General features: G+C 32.5%; 17 protein-coding genes. 9 read left to right on the forward strand and 8 right to left on the reverse strand.

All coding sequences use genetic code 11. The features are described 5' to 3' along the window. The first annotated feature begins 98 nt into the window (after nucleotides 1–98). Genes FVF61_RS01150 through FVF61_RS01165 form a run of 4 tightly spaced genes read left to right on the forward strand, consistent with a single transcriptional unit; the run spans nucleotide 99 to nucleotide 2,439 of the window. Entirely contained in the window at nucleotides 99–707 is a 609-nt protein-coding gene (locus tag FVF61_RS01150) for an LUD domain-containing protein (RefSeq protein WP_148452400.1), read from the forward strand. A 1-nt stretch (nucleotide 708) separates the two neighbouring features. Next, entirely contained in the window at nucleotides 709–1,533 is an 825-nt protein-coding gene (locus tag FVF61_RS01155; protein ID WP_148452402.1) for a phosphatidate cytidylyltransferase, read from the forward strand. Beyond that, complete coding sequence (locus FVF61_RS01160; protein WP_148452403.1) at nucleotides 1,523–2,173, forward strand: phosphatidylserine decarboxylase family protein; 651 nt, start codon at nucleotides 1,523–1,525, stop codon at nucleotides 2,171–2,173. The genes FVF61_RS01155 and FVF61_RS01160 overlap by 11 nt, the downstream gene beginning before the upstream one ends. Next, nucleotides 2,173–2,439 (forward strand): acyl-CoA-binding protein, encoded by a 267-nt coding sequence (locus tag FVF61_RS01165; protein ID WP_148452404.1) that lies wholly within the window; start codon nucleotides 2,173–2,175, stop codon nucleotides 2,437–2,439. Before FVF61_RS01160 ends, FVF61_RS01165 begins: the two co-directional genes overlap by 1 nt. Nucleotides 2,440–2,586: 147 nt before the next feature. On the opposite strand, the gene pafA is transcribed toward FVF61_RS01165, so the two are convergent. Continuing rightward, nucleotides 2,587–4,269 (reverse strand): alkaline phosphatase PafA, encoded by a 1,683-nt coding sequence (gene pafA / locus FVF61_RS01170; RefSeq protein ID WP_148452405.1) that lies wholly within the window; start codon nucleotides 4,267–4,269, stop codon nucleotides 2,587–2,589. Nucleotides 4,270–4,379: 110 nt separating this feature from the next. Here pafA and FVF61_RS01175 point away from each other — a divergent pair, with 110 nt between their 5' ends. Together FVF61_RS01175 and FVF61_RS01180 are read left to right on the forward strand one after the other, a co-directional pair. Continuing rightward, a complete protein-coding gene (locus FVF61_RS01175; protein WP_148452406.1) occupies nucleotides 4,380–5,117 on the forward strand; it encodes an MlaE family ABC transporter permease in 738 nt (245 codons plus the stop codon). Continuing rightward, nucleotides 5,117–5,884, forward strand: a complete 768-nt coding sequence (locus FVF61_RS01180; RefSeq protein ID WP_148452408.1) for an ABC transporter ATP-binding protein — start codon at nucleotides 5,117–5,119, stop codon at nucleotides 5,882–5,884. Before FVF61_RS01175 ends, FVF61_RS01180 begins: the two co-directional genes overlap by 1 nt. A gap of 9 nt (nucleotides 5,885–5,893) precedes the next feature. Here FVF61_RS01180 and FVF61_RS01185 read toward each other — a convergent pair whose 3' ends face one another. The 4 genes from FVF61_RS01185 to FVF61_RS01200 all read right to left on the reverse strand — a co-directional run bounded on the left by FVF61_RS01185 (nucleotide 5,894) and on the right by FVF61_RS01200 (nucleotide 10,090). Next, nucleotides 5,894–6,643 carry a DUF6090 family protein gene (locus FVF61_RS01185; RefSeq protein ID WP_148452409.1) on the reverse strand — a complete coding sequence of 250 codons (750 nt, stop codon included), beginning with the start codon at nucleotides 6,641–6,643 and terminating at the stop codon, nucleotides 5,894–5,896. A gap of 13 nt (nucleotides 6,644–6,656) precedes the next feature. After that, nucleotides 6,657–8,117, reverse strand: coding sequence for a DUF389 domain-containing protein (locus FVF61_RS01190; protein ID WP_148452411.1), 1,461 nt, complete (start codon nucleotides 8,115–8,117; stop codon nucleotides 6,657–6,659). Between the two features lie 92 nt (nucleotides 8,118–8,209). Beyond that, nucleotides 8,210–9,289, reverse strand: a complete 1,080-nt coding sequence (locus tag FVF61_RS01195; protein ID WP_148452413.1) for a mannose-1-phosphate guanylyltransferase — start codon at nucleotides 9,287–9,289, stop codon at nucleotides 8,210–8,212. Nucleotides 9,290–9,490: 201 nt separating this feature from the next. Next, nucleotides 9,491–10,090 carry a SprT-like domain-containing protein gene (locus FVF61_RS01200; protein WP_148452415.1) on the reverse strand — a complete coding sequence of 200 codons (600 nt, stop codon included), beginning with the start codon at nucleotides 10,088–10,090 and terminating at the stop codon, nucleotides 9,491–9,493. A 175-nt stretch (nucleotides 10,091–10,265) separates the two neighbouring features. Here FVF61_RS01200 and FVF61_RS01205 point away from each other — a divergent pair, with 175 nt between their 5' ends. Together FVF61_RS01205 and FVF61_RS01210 are read left to right on the forward strand one after the other, a co-directional pair. Then, a complete protein-coding gene (locus FVF61_RS01205) occupies nucleotides 10,266–11,510 on the forward strand; it encodes a fibronectin type III domain-containing protein (protein WP_233586637.1) in 1,245 nt (414 codons plus the stop codon). A 117-nt stretch (nucleotides 11,511–11,627) separates the two neighbouring features. Beyond that, nucleotides 11,628–12,080 carry a hypothetical protein gene (locus tag FVF61_RS01210; protein WP_148452416.1) on the forward strand — a complete coding sequence of 151 codons (453 nt, stop codon included), beginning with the start codon at nucleotides 11,628–11,630 and terminating at the stop codon, nucleotides 12,078–12,080. Between the two features lie 169 nt (nucleotides 12,081–12,249). Here the strand turns inward: FVF61_RS01210 and hemL are convergent, their stop codons facing one another. Genes hemL through FVF61_RS01225 form a run of 3 tightly spaced genes read right to left on the reverse strand, consistent with a single transcriptional unit; the run spans nucleotide 12,250 to nucleotide 15,269 of the window. Further along, the gene (hemL, locus tag FVF61_RS01215) at nucleotides 12,250–13,536 is read right to left on the reverse strand and encodes a glutamate-1-semialdehyde 2,1-aminomutase (protein ID WP_148452418.1); all 1,287 of its coding nucleotides are present in this window, start codon (nucleotides 13,534–13,536) and stop codon (nucleotides 12,250–12,252) included. A 15-nt stretch (nucleotides 13,537–13,551) separates the two neighbouring features. Further along, nucleotides 13,552–14,373 carry a glucosaminidase domain-containing protein gene (locus FVF61_RS01220; protein ID WP_148452420.1) on the reverse strand — a complete coding sequence of 274 codons (822 nt, stop codon included), beginning with the start codon at nucleotides 14,371–14,373 and terminating at the stop codon, nucleotides 13,552–13,554. A gap of 5 nt (nucleotides 14,374–14,378) precedes the next feature. Further along, nucleotides 14,379–15,269: a 1-aminocyclopropane-1-carboxylate deaminase/D-cysteine desulfhydrase gene (locus tag FVF61_RS01225; RefSeq protein ID WP_148452422.1), complete on the reverse strand. Its 891-nt coding sequence runs from the start codon at nucleotides 15,267–15,269 to the stop codon at nucleotides 14,379–14,381. Between the two features lie 143 nt (nucleotides 15,270–15,412). Here FVF61_RS01225 and FVF61_RS01230 point away from each other — a divergent pair, with 143 nt between their 5' ends. Then, on the forward strand, nucleotides 15,413–19,756 hold the full coding sequence (locus FVF61_RS01230; RefSeq protein ID WP_148452424.1) for a T9SS sorting signal type C domain-containing protein: 4,344 nt from the start codon (nucleotides 15,413–15,415) through the stop codon (nucleotides 19,754–19,756). The last annotated feature ends 112 nt before the right edge of the window (nucleotides 19,757–19,868 follow it).

Consider the following 19,868-nt stretch of genomic DNA (forward strand, 5'->3'; position numbering starts at 1 on the left):
AGGTTTAGTAAAAATCTTAAATTAACCCATTGGTTAGTTTAAGATTTTTTATATTTGAAAAAAAGCCTACTATACTTAGATTAATAGCAATAACTTAAATGAGTCTTTTTAGAAAACTTTTTAGTTCCAAATCTGAAAAATCAGAAGAAGAATTAAAGTCAAATGAGAGAGGCAAATACATGCCAGAAATAAAACTACCAGTAGATGAAAGGTTTACTATAAACTTTAAAACTAATGGTGGAAAGTTCTTGTATTGTGAAAATTTAGATGAAATTTATAATTCCCTAAATAATATAATCGAAGAGAATAGCTGGCAAGAAAAAAAGGTGCTCTTCCTTGACAAAAACATGGAAGATAAATTTAAAAACTTTAATCTTTCTAAATCTAATTCTATAAATAATGCTACTTTTTTTCTTACAACCTGCGAAAATTTAATAGCAGATGATGGTTCATTATTAATTTCATCTAGACAAATAGCCGAAAAAAAATTAAAAGAACTCCCAGATCATTTTATAGTTTTTGCAACTACTAGCCAGATTGTTGAAAATATTGGCGAAGGGCTTAGAGTTATTAAATCTAAGAACAAAAAACAAATCCCTACAAACATTACAACTATAAAACATTTTAAATCTTTAGAAGAGAAAGACTTTATGACATATGGTAGTAGTTCAAAAAACTTATATTTACTACTATTAGAAGACCTTTAGAATGAAAGAAATTCTTGTAAGATCCTTTTCTGGCTTATTGTACGTGACGTTACTTGTAATTTCACTAATTAATGAACATGCGTTCATTATTTTATTTTTTGCCTTTGGCTTAATCTGTTTAGCCGAATTTAAGAAATTAATCCAATACAAATCTTTCATTCCCTTTATTGTCTTTACCATTTTATATCTAATTTTTGGTTATTGGCAATTTGTTATGAATTCTAAACAGGGGTTAACTGAAGCCACACAAATACTTCAAGTTATTACCATTTTTGTGCAATTATTTTTAATTAAAGATTTATTTACCGAAAAAAACATTCCACTTTTTATTTCAAAAAAAATAATTATTACCACATTTTATCTTTCAAGTGGGTTTATATTTTTAGTATTAATTGCCAATTACAACCACACATTTAGTCCTTTAATATTATTAGGATCTTTTATTTTAGTCTGGACTAATGATACTTTTGCTTATTTAGTGGGTAAGAATTTTGGAAAGCAGAAGCTTTTCCCAAGTATATCTCCAAAAAAGACTGTAGAAGGATTTTTAGGAGGATTATTTTTTGCATCCATTGCAAGCTATTTTATTGCTACCTTTACAGAAACTAATTTATCTTTTTCAAATTGGTTAATATTAAGTATCATAATTAGTGTTTTTGGAACCCTAGGCGATTTAATAGAGTCCAAATTCAAACGCCAAGCCAATGTTAAAGATAGTGGTATAATTATGCCAGGACATGGTGGATTGTTAGATAGGTTTGACAGTATTATTTTTGCTGCACCTTTTATTTATTTGTTTTTACGTATTTTAAATTATGTTTCATAAAGAAGGCCATAAAATTATATTAGTAACACTTATAATAGTAGTTGCTTTATTTCTACTTACAGATAGTTTTGTAACTATTACTTGGTTAAGTACATTATTAATGATTGTTTATTTAGTTTTTTTAATTCTAATATTACAATTCTTTAGAAATCCTAAACGCTTTACACATAGAAATGCAGACACAGTAGTTTCTCCTGTAGATGGAAAAGTAGTTGTAATAGAAGAGGTATTTGAAAAAGAATTTTTTAATGAAAAACGACTGCAAGTAAGTATATTCATGTCTCCAATTAATGTACACGTAACCAGACATCCTATTGGTGGAAAAGTTGTTTTTAGCAAATATCATAAAGGAAAATACTTAGTAGCTTGGCACCCAAAAGCTAGCGAAGAAAACGAACGCACAACTGTAGTTGTTGAAAATGAAACTTACGGAAAAGTTCTTTATAGACAGATTGCAGGTGCATTAGCAAAACGCATTGTTAATTACGCTAAAGTAGATCAAACGGTTTTACAAGGTGAAGATTCTGGATTTATTAAATTTGGTTCTAGGGTAGATTTATTTCTACCATTAGATACAAATATTAAAGTTGAACTCAATCAAAAAGTACGTGGTGGCGAAACTGTCGTTGCCGGAAAATAATGACTTTAGAAGAATTAGATATCGCATTTAAAGAAGCAGTAGATCGAATTAACGATCATACAGATCCTTTTCCAGCAGATTTATTATTACGCTTATATGCTTACTATAAAAAAGCCACGAATGATTATAGTAGACCTAGTAGTAGTAAACCACTAATTACTGCATTTAAAACAAATGCACTGTTTCAAATTCAAAACATTTCCGAAGATGAAGCAAAACAAACCTATATAGATCTTGTAAACAACTACTTTCTTTATAGAAAGTAGATTCAATATTCAGTAGCAGTGTTCAATGCTCATTTGGCATTTGTAAAACTAATCGTGCTTTAAGTATAAAAATAGAAGTTGAATCCTCTGATAACTAATTCAAAACAATTTCTCTTTTTCTTTTTTCCAAATATTTTGCACTTAATTCTATTTATCCAACACAAACTCAAGTGGCATTCCAATAGATCCATTTGGAAAACTAATTCCTAGTAAAGCTGAAATGGTTGGAGCAATATCTACAATGTCTGTTCTTCTAAAAGTAGAACCCTGTACAATCCCTTTTCCGAAGAATAATAAAGGCACGTGTGTATCATAATTAAAACCTGAATGATGATCTGTTCCTGTTCGATTCCAATGTGTATCTTTAAAGATAGCAGGTTTGTATATAAATAATACCTCACCAGATCTTTTTTGATTGTGTCCATTTGCCAACATATTTTCTACATAACCATAAGAGTTTTCTAATATATTTATCTCTGAAGTAATAAACACTTTGTCAATTAAATCGTATTTTAGTAAAGCATTTGCAGCAGTTATTTTTATCGATTGAAGATCTAAACTCTTTTTTTCGATTAAGGCATGATCAAAAAACAACTGATTATTAGCTCTACTTAACACCAAATTTTCTACTCCATAATTTTTTTCTAAAAGCTCATTTATATCATCAAACATGGCACTTTCATCAAAAAGTCCTGCTGGAATTTTCTCAGAAGTTAAATATGCAGGCACATCTTGAGCTCCATGATCTGAAGTTAAAAAAACGGTGTATTGTCCTAGGCCAACTTTTTCATCTAAAGCTTTAAATAATCTTTCCAAGTCTAAATCCAAACGCAAATATGTATCCTGAGTTTCTTTTGCATTTACTCCATAATCATGACCAATTTTATCCGTACTAGAATAGCTAATAGTTAGTATATCTGTATTTTCATCTTGCCCTAATTTCTCACCATCAATCGCAGCAAGAGCAAAATCTGTCGTCAAATTATTTCCATAAGGCGACTCAGCAATTATTTTAAAATTTCCATTTAAACTTTTTATTCCTTCTAAATCATATGGAAATGTAGCAGATTCTTTTCCATTAAGAATTCTTTCAAAAGAATTTAAATCAATCCCACTTTCTGTATAAGATTCAATAGGATAAAGTGTATTCCATTCTTTAAAATAAGATTCTGTTATAGAAGATGCATTAAACTCTTTTACCCATTTAGGAAGCTCTTTCATATAAAAAGTACTTGTTACCCAATTTCCTGTGCCATTATTTTCATAATCCAACCAAAAAGCAGCATTAGCAGTATGTCCTGCAGGCAAAACAGCCCCTCTGTCTTTTATTGAAATTCCAATGGTTTTTCCTCTCATCTGAGTAAATAATCGGTTTTCATCAGCAAATGTAGTTGCTACCATTCGTTGTGGAGACATTTGTCCAGACTCATTATCGGCTCCAACAGTTTGGTAACTGGCATCATCTACACAAGACACATCTGCATTTAGATTTTTATCAAACCATCTATTTCCTATGATCCCATGATATTTAGGAGTAGTTCCTGTAAAAATAGAAGCATGTCCAGGACCAGTTTTTGTAGGCATATAATTAAAATGATTGTTTTTACAGTTAAATCCTTCACGCATCATACGTTTAAAACCACCTTCACCATATTTAGAATAAAATCTCGTTAAATAATCATAACGCATTTGGTCCACTACAATGCCAACAATAAGTTTTGGGTTTTTTTGTGAAATGGAAGAATTTTGAGTATAAACAACTGTTTCGTTTTGAGACTTACCAGAAACACTTATTATAAAAAGGCTAAGAACAAGAAGTACTTTTTTCATTTTAGGGAAACTAATTAAAGTTCAAAAATAGGCATTTTAAAACATCATAATTTAAAATTAAGGTTAAAAAAGTCTTAGTTTTTTATACTTTAGCAGGAACAAATTAATTTATGACATACCTTCATAATATTGGTGCTTATTTTATAATGATTAAAGATATGTTTCGCAAACCTACCAAATGGTCTGTGATGAAAACACTTATCTTTAAAGACATTGACGATTTAATAATTGGTTCGCTTGGAATTGTAGCCTTTATCTCTTTTTTCGTTGGTGGCGTTGTTACCATTCAAACAGCTTTAAATATTACCAGCCCTTTAATTCCAAAATACTTAGTTGGTTTTGCAACCAGACAATCTGTTATTTTAGAGTTTGCACCAACTTTTATCTCCATTATTATGGCTGGAAAAGTTGGTTCTTTTATCACTTCCAGTATTGGAACCATGCGTGTTACCGAACAAATTGATGCGCTTGAAGTTATGGGGATAAATGCTATTAATTATTTAGTTTTTCCAAAATTTATTGCTTTAATGCTGTATCCTTTTGTAATATCAATTGCTATGTTTTTAGGAATTATTGGTGGAATGGCTGCTTGTATTTATGGCGGATTTAGTACACTAGACGATTATATTACTGGTATTCAAATGGATTTTATTCCCTTTCATGTAACCTATGCTTTTATAAAAACCTTTGTTTTTGCTTTTTGTTTAGCAACTATTCCATCGTTTCATGGTTATTTTATGAAAGGTGGTGCTCTGGAAGTTGGAAAAGCTAGTACCACTGCCTTTGTTTGGACAAGCGTGGTTATAATTCTTTTAAACTATATACTAACTCAATTATTACTAAGCTAATGATAGAAGTTAAAAACTTAAACAAATCCTTTGGTGATGCACATGTATTAAAAGGCATTTCTACTTCTTTTGAAAATGGAAAAACTAGCTTAGTTATCGGACAAAGTGGCTCTGGTAAAACAGTTTTTTTAAAATGTTTATTAGGTCTATTTTATCCTGAAGAAGGAACCATCTCTTATGATGGCAAAATTTATTCTGAATTAAATAGCGATGAAAAAAGAGATTTACGTTCTGAAATGGGAATGGTATTTCAAGGATCTGCTTTATTTGATTCTATGACCATTCTAGAAAATGTCATGTTTCCATTACGCATGTTTACAAAACAAAATAAAAGCGAAATGGAAGATCGTGCAGATTTTGTTTTAAAACGTGTAAATCTGGCCGATGCACATTATAAAATGCCAAGCGAAGCTTCAGGAGGTATGCAAAAACGTGTGGCCATTGCTCGTGCCATTGTAAATAAACCTAAATATTTATTTTGCGATGAACCTAATTCTGGTTTAGACCCAAAAACTGCTATTGTTATAGATAATTTAATTCAAGAAATTACTGAAGAGTATAACATAACTACGGTTATAAACTCTCACGACATGAATTCGGTTATGGAGATAGGTGAAAAAATTGTCTTTCTAAAAGATGGTTTAAAAGCTTGGGAAGGCTCCAAAGAAACCATTTTTAAAACAGACAACAAGGTGGTTACCGATTTTGTTTACTCGTCTGAGCTATTCAAAAAAGTACGCCAAATGTATTTGGAGGAAAGGCAATAGACTTTAAAATTATTGTTTTGAATTTAATTCTTCAGCGATAATTTCTTGCAATCTTAGAATTTTTGATTCAATTTTCTGTTTAGCACGAAATCGAACGAAGTAATTTTCAAATTTTGCAGCCTGTATCATCTTCAAAAATGCATCATCAGCCTTCATTTTAATAAAATCATCCTGGGTTATATTGAATGTCGTTAAGTAATAACGATTCTCATCATTCAACCACTCACAATATTTTAAAAGCATAGGTTGAATAAAATTCTCTTTAAAAGAAATTCTTTCAATTTCATACTGTTTATAATATGGGTAGGTAGATTCATATAAATCTGAAATAGCTATACGTAAACTATCATTAACAACTAACTCCACACCTTTTGAAGTCAATAATTCATAACCACTTTTGTTAGGATTAAAATGTGGTGCTACTTTAACTTTAGCAACATTGTAGTTAAATTTTTCAGAAGGCTCGTCATGATTTTTTAAATATTCTACAACCTCAATTGATGCCATATTTACGCTATCCATTACAGAAATATCCTCTCTAATTTCTATTAAATCGAAAGAAAGATTTGATTGAATTTCTTTTAAAATCTTAACCTCTAAGTCTCGTTGTTGCCTTTCGTTATTCCAGTTATTTATTTGCAGTGCTATTAAAATCCCTATAACTACTAAAATGATTTCGCCAATAGCATACAATAGGTATTTGTTAAATCTGTTCTCCAACAAGAATTTATGACGAATTTTACGAAATAATTTTATCATCTAATGACCTACATTAATTAACACTTTTTACAACTAATGTATCTAATTTAAGTTTCACTTTTAGCCAACGTTCTAATTTTGCTTGGTCTTTATCAATATCTGCTTTCTTTACTTTTTCTTTATTCCAAGTAACTAGAAATTCTGGAATGGTATCTGAGGTTTTAAAGTTAGAATGAATACGATTAGCATAACTAAATGTTTCTATGTTTTCGTAATTGATTTGTACCTCCTGAAGCACATCATTAAATGGAATGGTATTTTTTTCTAAAACAGACAAGGTTCTTAAACGATTTTCAAGAAAGGCAATCTTTTGGGTCTGCGACATTAAATCAACGGAATCTCGAAAACGCAATTGTTCCATATATTTCATATTATCATATTGTTCTACTTTACTCTGGTTAAATATAATATCGGTATTTACTAGAGCAGGATAAGCATCTTTTCTGTGTTTTATCAAATCTATTGTAGACTGAGGTACTTCTCCAAGACCATAGGTATTAAATTCTATAGAAGAACCTTTGGCATCATATTTAAAAATCACGTTCTTTTTAATGTACTCGTAATCTTCTAACCCATTTAATTCATTTTCCACATAACTTCTTGCATCCACATAAAAGTTACTCTCTCTCAACACCTCAACAAAGGTCCAAACAGCAGGTATCATAACAACTACGGCTAATAACGATGCTATTCTAGCAATAAATTTCCGTTTTTTAGAATTTGCATATTTAAGCATTGGAAAACGCAATACCTTTAAAACTATAAAAGTTGCTAAAGCAATAAATATGGTATTTATAACAAATAAATACATAGCTCCAAAAAAGTATGGCCAATTAGCTTTTGCCAAACCATATCCTGCAGTACACAAAGGTGGCATTAAGGCTGTAGCAATAGCTACACCAAAAATAACCGAAGCTATGGTTCCTTTTTTAGTACGAGCAATCATTAAGGCAGAACCACCAAAAAAGGCAATAAGAACATCTCGAATATCTGGTTTAGTTCTTCCTAAAAGCTCTGAAGTATCTTCACTTAATGGAAACAACCAGAAAAACAAATAAGCCGTTAGCAAACTTAAAACAATCATGGTTGCTAAGTTTATTAACGATTTTTTCATAGTGTCAATATCGTTTACAGCAACCGATAGTCCAATCCCTAAAATCGGACCCATTAAAGGAGAAATTAACATGGCTCCAATAACAACTGCAGTAGAATTGGCATTCAATCCTATGGATGCTACAAAAATAGAACAAACTAAAATCCAAGCTGTAGCTCCTTTAAATGGAATATCTTTTTTTATGGCTTCAATAGTTTCATCTCGATCTGTATCTTCTCTAAAGTCTAATAGTTCTTTTAAAAACTTTTTAATATTTTTAAACAAGCCCTTGGCATCTTTAGATACAGCTTTTTTCGAATCTTCTACAGCTTGATTTTTCTTAGCCTCGTCTTCAGAAAAATTGAATTTACTTTCTTCCATGTAATTTATTTTTAAATCAACGTGCGAATATATAAATAAAAACGATTGATTATTTTATTGTAATTTTTTCTTGTAAAATATAATTTAATCTCTTAACCTAAGTCATCACCATAGGTGTCTTTTACTTTATTTAATACTATTTTAATGTCTTGTTCTTTTGATTTTGGGTAGATTAACAATACCTCATCTTTATCGACTATAATATAATCTTTCAAACCATCTATAACAACAACTTTGTCTGCTTTGGTTCGAATCATATTACCAGAAGCATCTTCTAATAAAGTTCTAGCATGAACCACAGCATTTTGATTTGGGTCTTTTTCTAATTTATCATATAAACTTCCCCAAGTACCTAAATCGTTCCAATCGAAAGTTGCTGGAATAACATAGACATTTTTAGAAGTTTCCATAATTGCATAATCTACCGATATGTTTTCTGCTTTTTCATAGTATTCATTTATAAAATCGCTTTCTCCTTCAGTATTATAAACTGAAATGCCTTTTTCAAAAAGTCGATATAAATTCTGTTGATTCTTTTTAAACGCTTCAACTACATGTGTTACATGCCACATAAAAATACCTGCATTCCACAAAAAATTCCCTTGCTCTAAAAACTGATTGGCTGTTTCATAACTTGGTTTTTCACGAAATTGAATAACCTGCTTGATGTCTTTCTCAAAACTGAGATTATATTCTATATAACCATAACCAGTATTTGGAAATGTTGGTTTAATCCCCAAAGTCATCAAAGCATCATTTTTTGAACAAAAGTCAAAAGCTTGTTGCACGTTATCTGTAAATGCCTGTTCATCTTCAATCCAATGGTCGCTAGGCGCAACAATCATAACAGCATCTGGGTTTTCTTTCTGAATTTTTAAGGACGCATACAAAATACATGGAGCCGTATTTCGCATAGCAGGTTCCAGAACCACTTGACGCATTGTAACTTCTGGTAATTGCTCGAATACTAGATCGTTATATCTCTCATTAGTTAAAATAAAGATGTTTTCTTTAGGAATTAGTTTAGCTAACCGATAAAATGTTTTTTGAATTAAAGTCTCTCCAGTTCCAAGCATGTCGTGAAATTGTTTTGGAAAATCTCGTGTACTTACAGGCCAAAATCTAGAGCCAACACCTCCAGCCATTAGAATAGCGTAATAATTTTTGTTCATCAAAACTTGTTTTGTTTCCGTGAAAACGGAAATCTATTAAAATTCCTATCCGTTATTGCTAGATGTCACACTTAGCCTGCCCTGAGCGTAGTCGAAGGGTCGAAGTGCATCACTGGCAATCTATTGTATTTGTCATTGCAAGACCTTTAGGTCGTGGCAATCTGTTCCATTAAAATGAATATTGTTTAATCAGATTCCATTTTAATGTTCCAACAACTCTACTTCTGCGTTTGGGTTGAAAAGATACAATTTTCCTGTACTTATTTCAACACATTCTATACGTTTTGTCCTTGTGTTCCCTTTTTTAAAAATTTTTCCATTGTAAAGTTTAAATTTTGTTCCTAAAGGAATTTCAAAAACAAAAGTTTTATTATTTGGTGCATCAAATTGTTTTAAAGCCAGTGATAATTTAGCATCTGTATCGCTACTCGCTTTCGGGTTTTTAAAATGTTTTGCTAAAAGTGGTAATAAATCGCTTGGAAATATGTCAGGATTTAAAAAAGGCAACATCAATCTTTGAAAGGTAAATTTCCATTCCTTTCCATGTGGTTTTATAAATTTACCAAAAGTATTATAAGCTTCAAAATGAGCAATTTCATGAATTAATGTAATTAAAAAGCGATATGTATTTAAGTTTGAATTAACGGTTATTTGGTGCTTTCCATTGGGCAATCGCTTATAATCACCATGTCTTGTTTTCCGTTCATGTTTCACTTTAACAGTTAAATAATCGTGTTGCAAAAGTGTCATTACTTGTGTTAAAGCTTTTTCAGAAATAAATGGTTTTAAGGTTTGCTGCATATTGCAAAAATAGACTTTTATTTAATTTTAATTGAAACATTTTGTGCATTGAAAATTAACTAATATCACATTAATTTGTGGTGGATTTTAAAGTAAAAATCAGATTTTTATAGAAATTTTAAGCAATCATAAAACATTTTTATTACTTTCACTTTTTCAAATATCAAATCTTAAAATGAAAAATTTAATCTATTCGGTAGCTGCACTTTGCTTGCTATTTATTTCTTGTTCTGAGGATCCAGATGATAAATTAATTGAACAATGTACAACGCCAACAAATATTCAAATTAGCGAGATTAATTCAGAAACAGCTACCATTACTTGGGAAGATAACAATACCACAGCTACCTATGCTTTAGAATATGGCCTATCCGGTTTTGAATTAGGTTTTGGTGAAATATTAGAAACTTCAGAAACCACGGCAATTTTAATAGGTTTAGAAGCTAACACAAGTTACGATGTATATATACAATCTGTATGTCTCGACAATGTAAGTATGCAAACAGAAGTAACAACTTTTACAACAGCCTCTCCGTTAGTAATTCCTGAGTTTTTGCCTAACTTATCAGATCTTAATTTATTTACAGAAAACTTAAACGATTTAATACCTAGCGATCGAGCCTTTATTTATAATTTAAATACAACACTTTTTACAGATTACGCACATAAACAACGTATTCTAGCTTTGCCAGAAGGCACGTCTATGGAGTATGTAGATGATGGTTTTCCAATATTCCCAGATAATACGGTTATGGCAAAAACCTTTTACTATTTTAATAATGAAAGAGACGAATCTGAAGGAAAAATACTTATTGAAACTAGACTTTTAATTAAAAAAAATGGCCTCTGGGAACTAGGTAACTATAAGTGGAATGCAGCTCAAACAGATGCTGTTTTAGACAACACGACTAGCACAGTTCCAATTAGCTATGAAGACATCAATGGAACAACGGTAAGTATAAATTATGAAATTCCTTCTGCTCAACAATGTATTGATTGCCATAATAGCAGTAATGTAATTTCACCAATAGGACCAAGATTAAGAGCTTTAAATGGAAACAATCAACTAGAAGAATGGATTTCGAATAATAGCTTAACTGGTTTATCAGATCCGTCTCAAGTAACCGTATTACCAGATTGGGAAGATGCTGTAAATTATTCTTTAGAACAACGTGCCAGAGCCTATTTTGATATGAATTGCGCTCATTGCCACTCTGAAGGTGGTTTCTGTGGAGACCAATCTTATTTAAGACTATCTTACAACACGCCATTGTCTGAATCTTATATTTTTGAAGACAGGTTAAACATTGACACCAGAATGTCATTCTATTACCAAGGCGTAAGCATGCCTTTAATTGGAACAACCATGATGCATCCTGAAGGATACGATTTAATAAGTCAGTATCTAGACACACTTTAAAAAATTAACAATGTTAAAAAAATTAATCCTCTGGGTTTTTGCCTTGAGGATTTTTTTTTGATTAAACCTTTCTACTTTTAATAGGTCTTATAGATATAATTCTTAAAAAATTAAAAGATGAAAAAAGTAATGGCAATCCTATTCTTTTCATTTTGCTTAATTGCGAATGCACAAGAAAAAAAAGAAAGAGCAAATAAAATGCAGGACTACATTCCTGAAGAAATGGCTCAAGTTCAAACCAAACAAATGACCTTAGATTTAGATTTAACTGAAACGCAACAAAAACAAGTTCAGCAAATAAATCTAAAAAACGCTCAAGAAAGAAAAGCGAAATATGAAGCCAAAGAGAAAGCTTCTAAAAATTCAGATAAAGAAAAGCCTTCTAAAGATGAACGACTTAAAATGAAAAACGAACATCTTGATCGTCAAATTGAAATGAAGAAAAAAATGAAAAACATTTTAAATGAAGATCAGTATAAAAAATGGGAAGAGATAACTAAAGATAAAAGAGAAAAACAAAAAGCTCAGATGCATCAAAAAAAGAAAATGCATCATTCTGAAAATAAATAATTTATTTTAAAAGTGGCTGTTTAAAAAGAGAATAAGCGTCATTCTGTATTCCTGCCTTATCGGCAGACAAGTATTTCAGGTTTTCATCTGTTCTTCAACCTGAACTTGTTTCAGTTTCTCTCAAGCAAAGGGAACGACAGATTAAATCTTTTTAAATAGCCACTTTCTTTTACAACAAACTGCAAACTTTATAACAAGCTGCAATGGTTTTATCTAAATCTTCATAGCTTAAAGCATCCGAAATAAACCACGTTTCAAAAGCACTTGGAGCAATATAAACGCCTTCATCTAACATGCCATGAAAGAAGGCTTTAAAACTATCGTTATTTCCTGTAGCTGCAGTCTCAATATCTTTAACTGCTGTTTCAGAAAAATGAACAGATATCATAGAACCTACACGATTTATGGTATGTTCAATTTTTAATTTTTCTAACACTTCAGACATTCCTTTATGTAAATAAGCTGTTTTTTCAGCCAAACGTTTATAGATATCTTTATCCTCATTTAATTCTGTAAGCATTGCTAATCCTGCTGCCATAGCTAACGGATTACCACTTAAAGTGCCTGCTTGGTAAACTGGTCCAAGTGGAGCTAAATGGTTCATTATTTCTGCGCGACCAGCAAATGCTCCTACTGGCAAACCTCCTCCTATTACTTTTCCAAAACAAACCAAGTCTGCTTCAACACCATATAATTCTTGTGCACCTCCTTTGGCAAGTCTAAAGCCTGTCATAACCTCATCGAAAACTAATAATATATCATTAGCATCACATAAAATTCTCAACTTTTGCAGAAAATCATCTTTAGGTGGAATACAACCCATATTTCCTGCTACAGGCTCTAAAATAATACAGGCAATCTCGCCCTTATTTGCTTCTATAAGGTCTTGAACATTCGAGATATCATTGTATCTAGCTAACAAGGTATCTTGTGCTGTGCCTTTAGTCACTCCTGGACTATTCGGACTTCCAAAAGTAACGGCTCCACTTCCTGCTTGTATTAAAAACGAATCGCTATGCCCATGATAACAGCCAGCAAATTTGATGATCTTGTCTTTTCCAGTATAACCTCTTGCTAGTCTAACAGCACTCATACAGGCTTCTGTACCAGAATTTACAAACCGTATTTTATCTATATTTGGAACCATAGAAACTGCTAATTGTGCAATTTTTGTTTCAATTTCAGTTGGCGTTCCAAAAGAAGTCCCTAGTTTCGTTTTTTCTATAATGGCATCAACCACTGGTTTGTATGCATGACCAAGTATCATGGGTCCCCAAGAATTTATATAATCGATGTATTGATTGTTATCTTCATCTATTAAATAAGCTCCTTTAGCTTTTTTTATAAAAACAGGTGTTCCTCCAACAGCTTTAAATGCTCTTACTGGCGAATTAACGCCACCAGGAATAACGGTTTCAGCTTCAGCAAACAAAGCACTACTTCTTTGATGTAACATGAAAATTTCTAGTATTTAATTAGATTTTACTATCAGAACATTTCCTATAGTCAAATCGTTTGAAGTTAAATTATTCATTTTTTTTAATTCATCAACAGTCGTGTTGTATCTTTTAGATAAAGAATACAACGTATCACCTTTAGCAATCAAATGTGTGTCTTCAGCTTTAACAGGTGCTTTTCTAGTCTTTTTATTACCTAAAACAGCTTCATCATATGTATAAAGTTGGTATCGCTCTATCAGACTAATTAATTTTTCCGGATATTTTTTATCAGTTGCATAACCTGCTGCTCTTAACTCTTTTGCCCAAGATTGATAATCGTCTATATCTAATTGAAATAGTTTCTGATAACGAGATCTACCAGTTAAAAATAATGAATGGTCTCGATAAGAATATTTAGCATCATTGTATTTTCTAAAACATTCTTGTGAAGCATCATCGTCATGATAAATTTTAGCTCCATTCCATTCGTGACATTTAATTCCAAAATGATTATTAGCTTCAACAGCTAAACGTCCTTTTCCTGAAGCCGATTCTAAAATCCCTTGAGCCAAAGTAATACTTGCAGGAATATGATACAAACGCATTTCTTCTTGGGCTATTCCACTAAATAAAGCAATATATTCTTCGGTTGAATTTGGAACTTTTACCGGAACTTCTTCAACAACAATCACTTCTACTGTTTCTTCTTTTGTTGGTGCTGGTTTCGTTCTAGGATCTATAACAACCCTTTCAGTTTTTGCTTTACTTTTATTACGTTTAGAACTCGTTTTTTTGCTAGAACCACAACTAAAAACAAAGACACTTAAAACAAAAAGTAAGATGAGTTTTTTCATTAATTTCAATTAATTATTGGTAAATTTTTACTTAATAATTTTGCATTCATTCCTTCTATTCCTTGTAATCCACCAGTATGGATTGCTAGAATTTTAGAATCTTTTGGAAAAAATCCTTTTCCCATTAAATCATAAATTCCAAACATCATTTTTCCAGTGTAAATTGGATCTAAAGGAATCCGATTGGTTGCTTTAAACCTATTAATAAAACTGACTAATTCAGTATTTATTTTGGCATAACCTCCAAAATGATAATCTGTAATTAAATCCCAATTAGATTTATTTGCAAACTTACTAATTTCTTCTTTTAAAAAATCACCTTTTAAGGCAGGAAATCCTAGAATTTTCTGCTCAGGCAAACTGGCATTTATTAGACCACTAATCGTGCCTCCTGTCCCAACAGGGCAACATATAAAATCGAAGGCTGTATCTGTTTCCGTTAAAATGGCTTCACATCCTTTTACTGCTAAATTATTAGTACCACCTTCAGGAATTAAATAAAAATCTCCATATTTTGCTTTTAATTTATCAATAAAATCTTCAGAGGTTTTATCTCTATAAACTTCTCTGGAAATAAAGTGAAAGTGCATACCTTGTTTTCTAGCAAAAGCTAAGGTTGGATTGTCTGTAATTTTATTAGCTAACTCTTCCCCTCGAATAATACCAATGGTCTTAAAACCAAATTCATGTCCTGCAGCTGCAACAGCAGCAATATGATTAGAAAATGCGCCTCCAAATGTCAGTAAGACGTTTTTATTTAACTGTTCGGCTTCAAGAAGATTGTACTTAAGTTTTCTGTATTTATTTCCGGAAATGAAGTGATGGTTTAAATAATCAGGTTTTAAATATACATGTTCTGCAACAAAAACATTGCTTTGGTCTATAATTTCAATCATTTTAACGAATTTAAAAACAGATACTTATAAAGTTTATAAATTTATGATATTTTTAGTAATTCAGTTAAAATTAAGAACAAATTAAAACTATAGCAATCATTTTAAACAAAACCCTCAACACGAATAAATTAAAGACCATATCTATGCTTTTTATAAAAGTATGGATGCTCTTGATATTTGGTTTAACTTATACAAGCTCCTTTAGCCAAACCATATTACTGGATCCTTTAGGTGATGGTGGTTTTGATGATAGTAATGATTTTGCTGAAATGAACTGGGAAGTAACAAGTAGTACCAACCCCAATAGAAACCAATGGGTTAGCAATAGAGGAGCAATTCGTGGTTTTACTAGTCGAAACTGTGCTTACATTACAGATAACACTGCACTTGCCATCCCTCCACATAGATATACTGAAAATCCTGCTAGAGCTACTCACCTTTTTAGAACAATAACGGTACCAGCATTTGAAACTGAAATTTCTGTTGATTTTATTTGGGCTGCTCAAGGACAGAACATCAAGGACCTTATGCGAATTTGGATTGTACCTACAACCTATACGCCAGTTTATGGTATCGAAATTACACCAGCAGTAGACAGAATTCGGTTAGGTAGTGATTACAGTGAAAGCGGAACATGGACAGCCTCTCCAACGCTTACCATACCCTCCAGCTATGCAGGTACAACGTTCAAATTTGTAATTGAATGGGTTAACGATGATGCTACAGTTAATGATCCCCCAGCTGCAATTGATGATATATCTATAATTTCTGATCTACCACCACCTCCAACAAATAACGACCCCTGTAATGCTATAAATATTAATTCAAATTTAAATTGTAATTACAGTACTTATACAACCATAGGTGCTAGACCAACCACTACGGTACCCAACCCTGGATGTGGAAATTATTTAGGAGGTGATGTATGGTTCAGAACGACAGTTCCAGCTATCGGAGGAATTATAGTAGACACTCAAATAGGCAACTTGACTGATGGTGCCATGGCTATATATAGAGGCAGTTGTAATGGCTTAACGCTTATTGCTTGTGATGACAATTCCAGTAACAATGGTTCTATGCCACAAATAGTTCAAACCAATTTAACTCCTGGTGAAACTATTTACATAAGGTTTTGGGAAAACGGAAATAACGCTTTTGGTTCTTTTGGTATTTGCGTCACACCAACGCCACCACCGCCAAACAACGATGAATGTTCCAGTGCCATTAACCTCACTGTCAATCCATCACTAACTTGTAATAACGTTACATTTGGATCAACAGCATTTGCAACTCCATCATCACAACCAGATAATGTAGTTGGAAACCCAGACAATGATGTTTGGTTTTCATTTGTTGCAACTAATATCAATCATCAAATCTCTCTTTTAAATGTAATTCCTGTAGTAGGGTCAAACACTAATTTAGGTATTGGCGTATACAACAGCCCCTCTACCAACTGTTCAACACTCAACTTAATAACTAGTATCAATGCTGAAGTACTGACTTTAAATGGTCTAAATGTAGGGAATACATATTATGTAAGAGTTTACGGCTTTGATCCAAGTCCAAATTCAGCACAAGTAAATTTTAACATTTGCGTTAATACAATACCAGACCCACCAACTAATGATTTATGCGCGAACGCAATTCTTATACCTGTGTTACCAATTTGTAATTATGAAACGTACACAAATGCAGGCGCAACAACAAGTGGAATTGCTAGCCCAAATTGTGGAGATTATGCCGGTGGAGATGTTTGGTTTTATGCAATTGCTGATGAAACAGGTGAGATTACCATAGATACACAAAATCTTGATATGAATGATGGCGCCATGGCTGTCTATAGTGGTACTGATTGTAACAATTTAACATTATTAGATTGTGATAGTAACAATAGTGCTAATGGGCTCATGCCGTCAATAACTGTTTTAGGACTATCAGAAGGAGATGTCATTTATATTAGATTTTGGGAAGAAGGCAACAACAACAATGGCACTTTTGGAATTTGTGCAACCTCACCAATTACGTCTGAAACGGTGAGTGCTCATTTAGAATGTCCTGGTGACCCTAGCGAATCTATATTTGCTACTTTCAGTTGCAGTGGCACAACAAGTTTAGGAAATACTTTAAATGGAATTTTAAGAACTTCAGATCCAGTTGCTCGAAGGCCAGTAATTCGAATTATTAGTACGGATCCTTGTGAGTTTGATTTAAGTGACACTTCCAATTATTCATCAATTAATTTTACTGTGACCTTAACTGGAAGATATATTTTTAACATGTCCAATCCGTCTCCATATTTTGATGCCATGGGCTATATTATAGTCAATGACGGCAATTTTGTGCCTGGATCATGTGGCAGTGGTACATATATAGCCGGAGATGATGATTCTGGCTCATCATTAAACCCACAAATAACTGCAATACTAACTGAAGGAGTACCATACACACTTATTACTACAAAATTTGCCTTTGGGAACACCTCTCACGTTGGGCGTTACCGATGGAATGTGTTAGGACCAAGCGGGGAAGTAGAATGGTACTCGAATGAAACTGGTGGTACACCTATCGCTACAGGAGCTACATTAAACCCTGTTGGCCTTAGCGGCTCTAATTTACCTGATACGAGCACACCAGGTAATTATATCTTTTGGGTAAACTGCCCTGGCAGCACAGCACCTAGAATAAAAGCAGAATTCACTATTGGTAAGATCTGGGAAGGTGCTGTTGATTCGAATTGGAACAACCCCAACAATTGGAAACCTCTAGGAAAACCAAGATCTACTGATTGTGTTTATATTGGAAGCGCTCTCTATCAACCCAAATTAACTTTACCAGGTCCTCCAACGCCTCCTACTCCTGGGTATGCTAAAAACTTAAGTATTGGTGAAAATGCAACGTTAGAGTTAGAATCAGGAACCGCAATGACAGTTACAGATTGGATAGATATAGATAACACAGCATCATGCCTTATTCGAAATAATGCCAATTTAATACAAGTGACTGATGTAGCTAGCAATAATAATACAGGCAAAATAAACATGCAACGTTCGGTAGCTAGTGTTACGAATCTTGATTATATTTATTGGTCTTCTCCAGTCGAAGTATTTAATGTAACAAATATTTCACCAGGTTCGAATCCATATTTAATTTATAAATGGATTCCAACAGTTTCTGGAAATGGCATAGGTAATTATGGCGAATGGCAATTTACGAACGAAACGATGCAAATTGGTAAAGGATATATTATTCGAGGCTTGTCTGGCACGACTCCTACACCTCCTGTTTCTTTAACTACGACAGAATTTACTGGAACACCAAATAATGGCATTATTAATGTCCCAATCCAACGTGGTATGTACTCTGGGGTAAACTATCCTGGAGCAGGTTCTACAATGGCTACAGCTCTAGACGACAATTGGAATTTAATTGGCAATCCATATCCTTCATCCATATCAGCTCGTGAATTTATAACTGTAAATGCATCAGATATTATAGATGATGCAAGTGCTTCCATTGCTGGAACCATATATTTATGGAGACATTTATCTGCACCAAGTAATACAGTGGGAGATCCCTTTTATGGCGATTTTGGCTATAATTACAATCCAAACGATTATATTAAATACAATCATACAGGCTCTGCACCTGCTGGTTTTTCGGGCTACATAGCAGCTGGTCAATCCTTCTTTGTTTTAATGGATCATAATACATCGTCTTCGTCTGAATCTGTTATCTTCAATAACACCATGAGGAATGAAACCTATAGAAACGATCAGTTTTATAAAACGGTAGAAGATGTTGAACACCACCGTATTTGGCTAGACCTTATTGACTCTAATAACCTGGCTACTTCTATTTTAGTAGGCTATGTGGAAGGTGCTACAAATGAACAAGACAGATTGTTTGATGGGCATGATTTAAGTGATACAAACACCCGTTTTTATTCACTTATTAGTGAAGAAAAAATGGCTATCCAAGGAAAAGAGCTCCCTTTTAACGAAAACGACACCGTTTCTTTGGGTGTAGAAATTCCCCAATACACAACATACACAATTGCTATTAATTCCCTTGATGGCCTTTTTGAAACAACGACTCAAGATATTTATTTAGAAGACACCTATAATGGAATTACTCACGATTTAAGAATAGCTCCATACCTATTTACATCTTCAGTTGGAGTATTCGACGATAGATTTATATTGCGTTATACCAATCAAACCTTAAATATTGAAGAATTTGAAGCCAATTCTAGTATTTCAATTTCTGCACCTCAAAACAATTATATTAAAGTAACATCTGGAACAGAGATAATAAAATCTGTAAAGGTTTATGATGTCCTTGGTCGCGTTTTATACAACAACCATAATATCAATAAAACCGAACTTATCATAACAAATGTCAGCCGTTCAAACGGTATCCTCTTTGTAAAAGCAACCCTTATTAACGGAAAACAAAAAACCCAAAAAATTGTATTAAGAAAATAACTCACAACCAACAGCCAACAGGCAACCCACAACCTCTCACTTCTCACTTTTCACTTTTCACTTTTCACTTTTCACTTCTCACTTCTCACTTCTCACTTCTCACTTCTCACTT

It is taken from the genome of Xanthomarina maritima (assembly GCF_008084905.1).
Lineage (GTDB): Bacteria > Bacteroidota > Bacteroidia > Flavobacteriales > Flavobacteriaceae > Xanthomarina > Xanthomarina maritima.

Coding starts and splice junctions, on each gene's coding strand:
- FVF61_RS01150 (WP_148452400.1), top strand. CDS start 99: ATGAGTCTTTTTAGAAAACTTTTTAGTTCCAAATCTGAAAAATCAGAA.
- FVF61_RS01155 (WP_148452402.1), top strand. CDS start 709: ATGAAAGAAATTCTTGTAAGATCCTTTTCTGGCTTATTGTACGTGACG.
- FVF61_RS01160 (WP_148452403.1), top strand. CDS start 1,523: ATGTTTCATAAAGAAGGCCATAAAATTATATTAGTAACACTTATAATA.
- FVF61_RS01165 (WP_148452404.1), top strand. CDS start 2,173: ATGACTTTAGAAGAATTAGATATCGCATTTAAAGAAGCAGTAGATCGA.
- pafA (WP_148452405.1), bottom strand. CDS start 4,269: ATGAAAAAAGTACTTCTTGTTCTTAGCCTTTTTATAATAAGTGTTTCT.
- FVF61_RS01175 (WP_148452406.1), top strand. CDS start 4,380: ATGACATACCTTCATAATATTGGTGCTTATTTTATAATGATTAAAGAT.
- FVF61_RS01180 (WP_148452408.1), top strand. CDS start 5,117: ATGATAGAAGTTAAAAACTTAAACAAATCCTTTGGTGATGCACATGTA.
- FVF61_RS01185 (WP_148452409.1), bottom strand. CDS start 6,643: ATGATAAAATTATTTCGTAAAATTCGTCATAAATTCTTGTTGGAGAAC.
- FVF61_RS01190 (WP_148452411.1), bottom strand. CDS start 8,117: ATGGAAGAAAGTAAATTCAATTTTTCTGAAGACGAGGCTAAGAAAAAT.
- FVF61_RS01195 (WP_148452413.1), bottom strand. CDS start 9,289: ATGAACAAAAATTATTACGCTATTCTAATGGCTGGAGGTGTTGGCTCT.
- FVF61_RS01200 (WP_148452415.1), bottom strand. CDS start 10,090: ATGCAGCAAACCTTAAAACCATTTATTTCTGAAAAAGCTTTAACACAA.
- FVF61_RS01205 (WP_233586637.1), top strand. CDS start 10,266: ATGAAAAATTTAATCTATTCGGTAGCTGCACTTTGCTTGCTATTTATT.
- FVF61_RS01210 (WP_148452416.1), top strand. CDS start 11,628: ATGAAAAAAGTAATGGCAATCCTATTCTTTTCATTTTGCTTAATTGCG.
- hemL (WP_148452418.1), bottom strand. CDS start 13,536: ATGTTACATCAAAGAAGTAGTGCTTTGTTTGCTGAAGCTGAAACCGTT.
- FVF61_RS01220 (WP_148452420.1), bottom strand. CDS start 14,373: ATGAAAAAACTCATCTTACTTTTTGTTTTAAGTGTCTTTGTTTTTAGT.
- FVF61_RS01225 (WP_148452422.1), bottom strand. CDS start 15,269: ATGATTGAAATTATAGACCAAAGCAATGTTTTTGTTGCAGAACATGTA.
- FVF61_RS01230 (WP_148452424.1), top strand. CDS start 15,413: ATGCTTTTTATAAAAGTATGGATGCTCTTGATATTTGGTTTAACTTAT.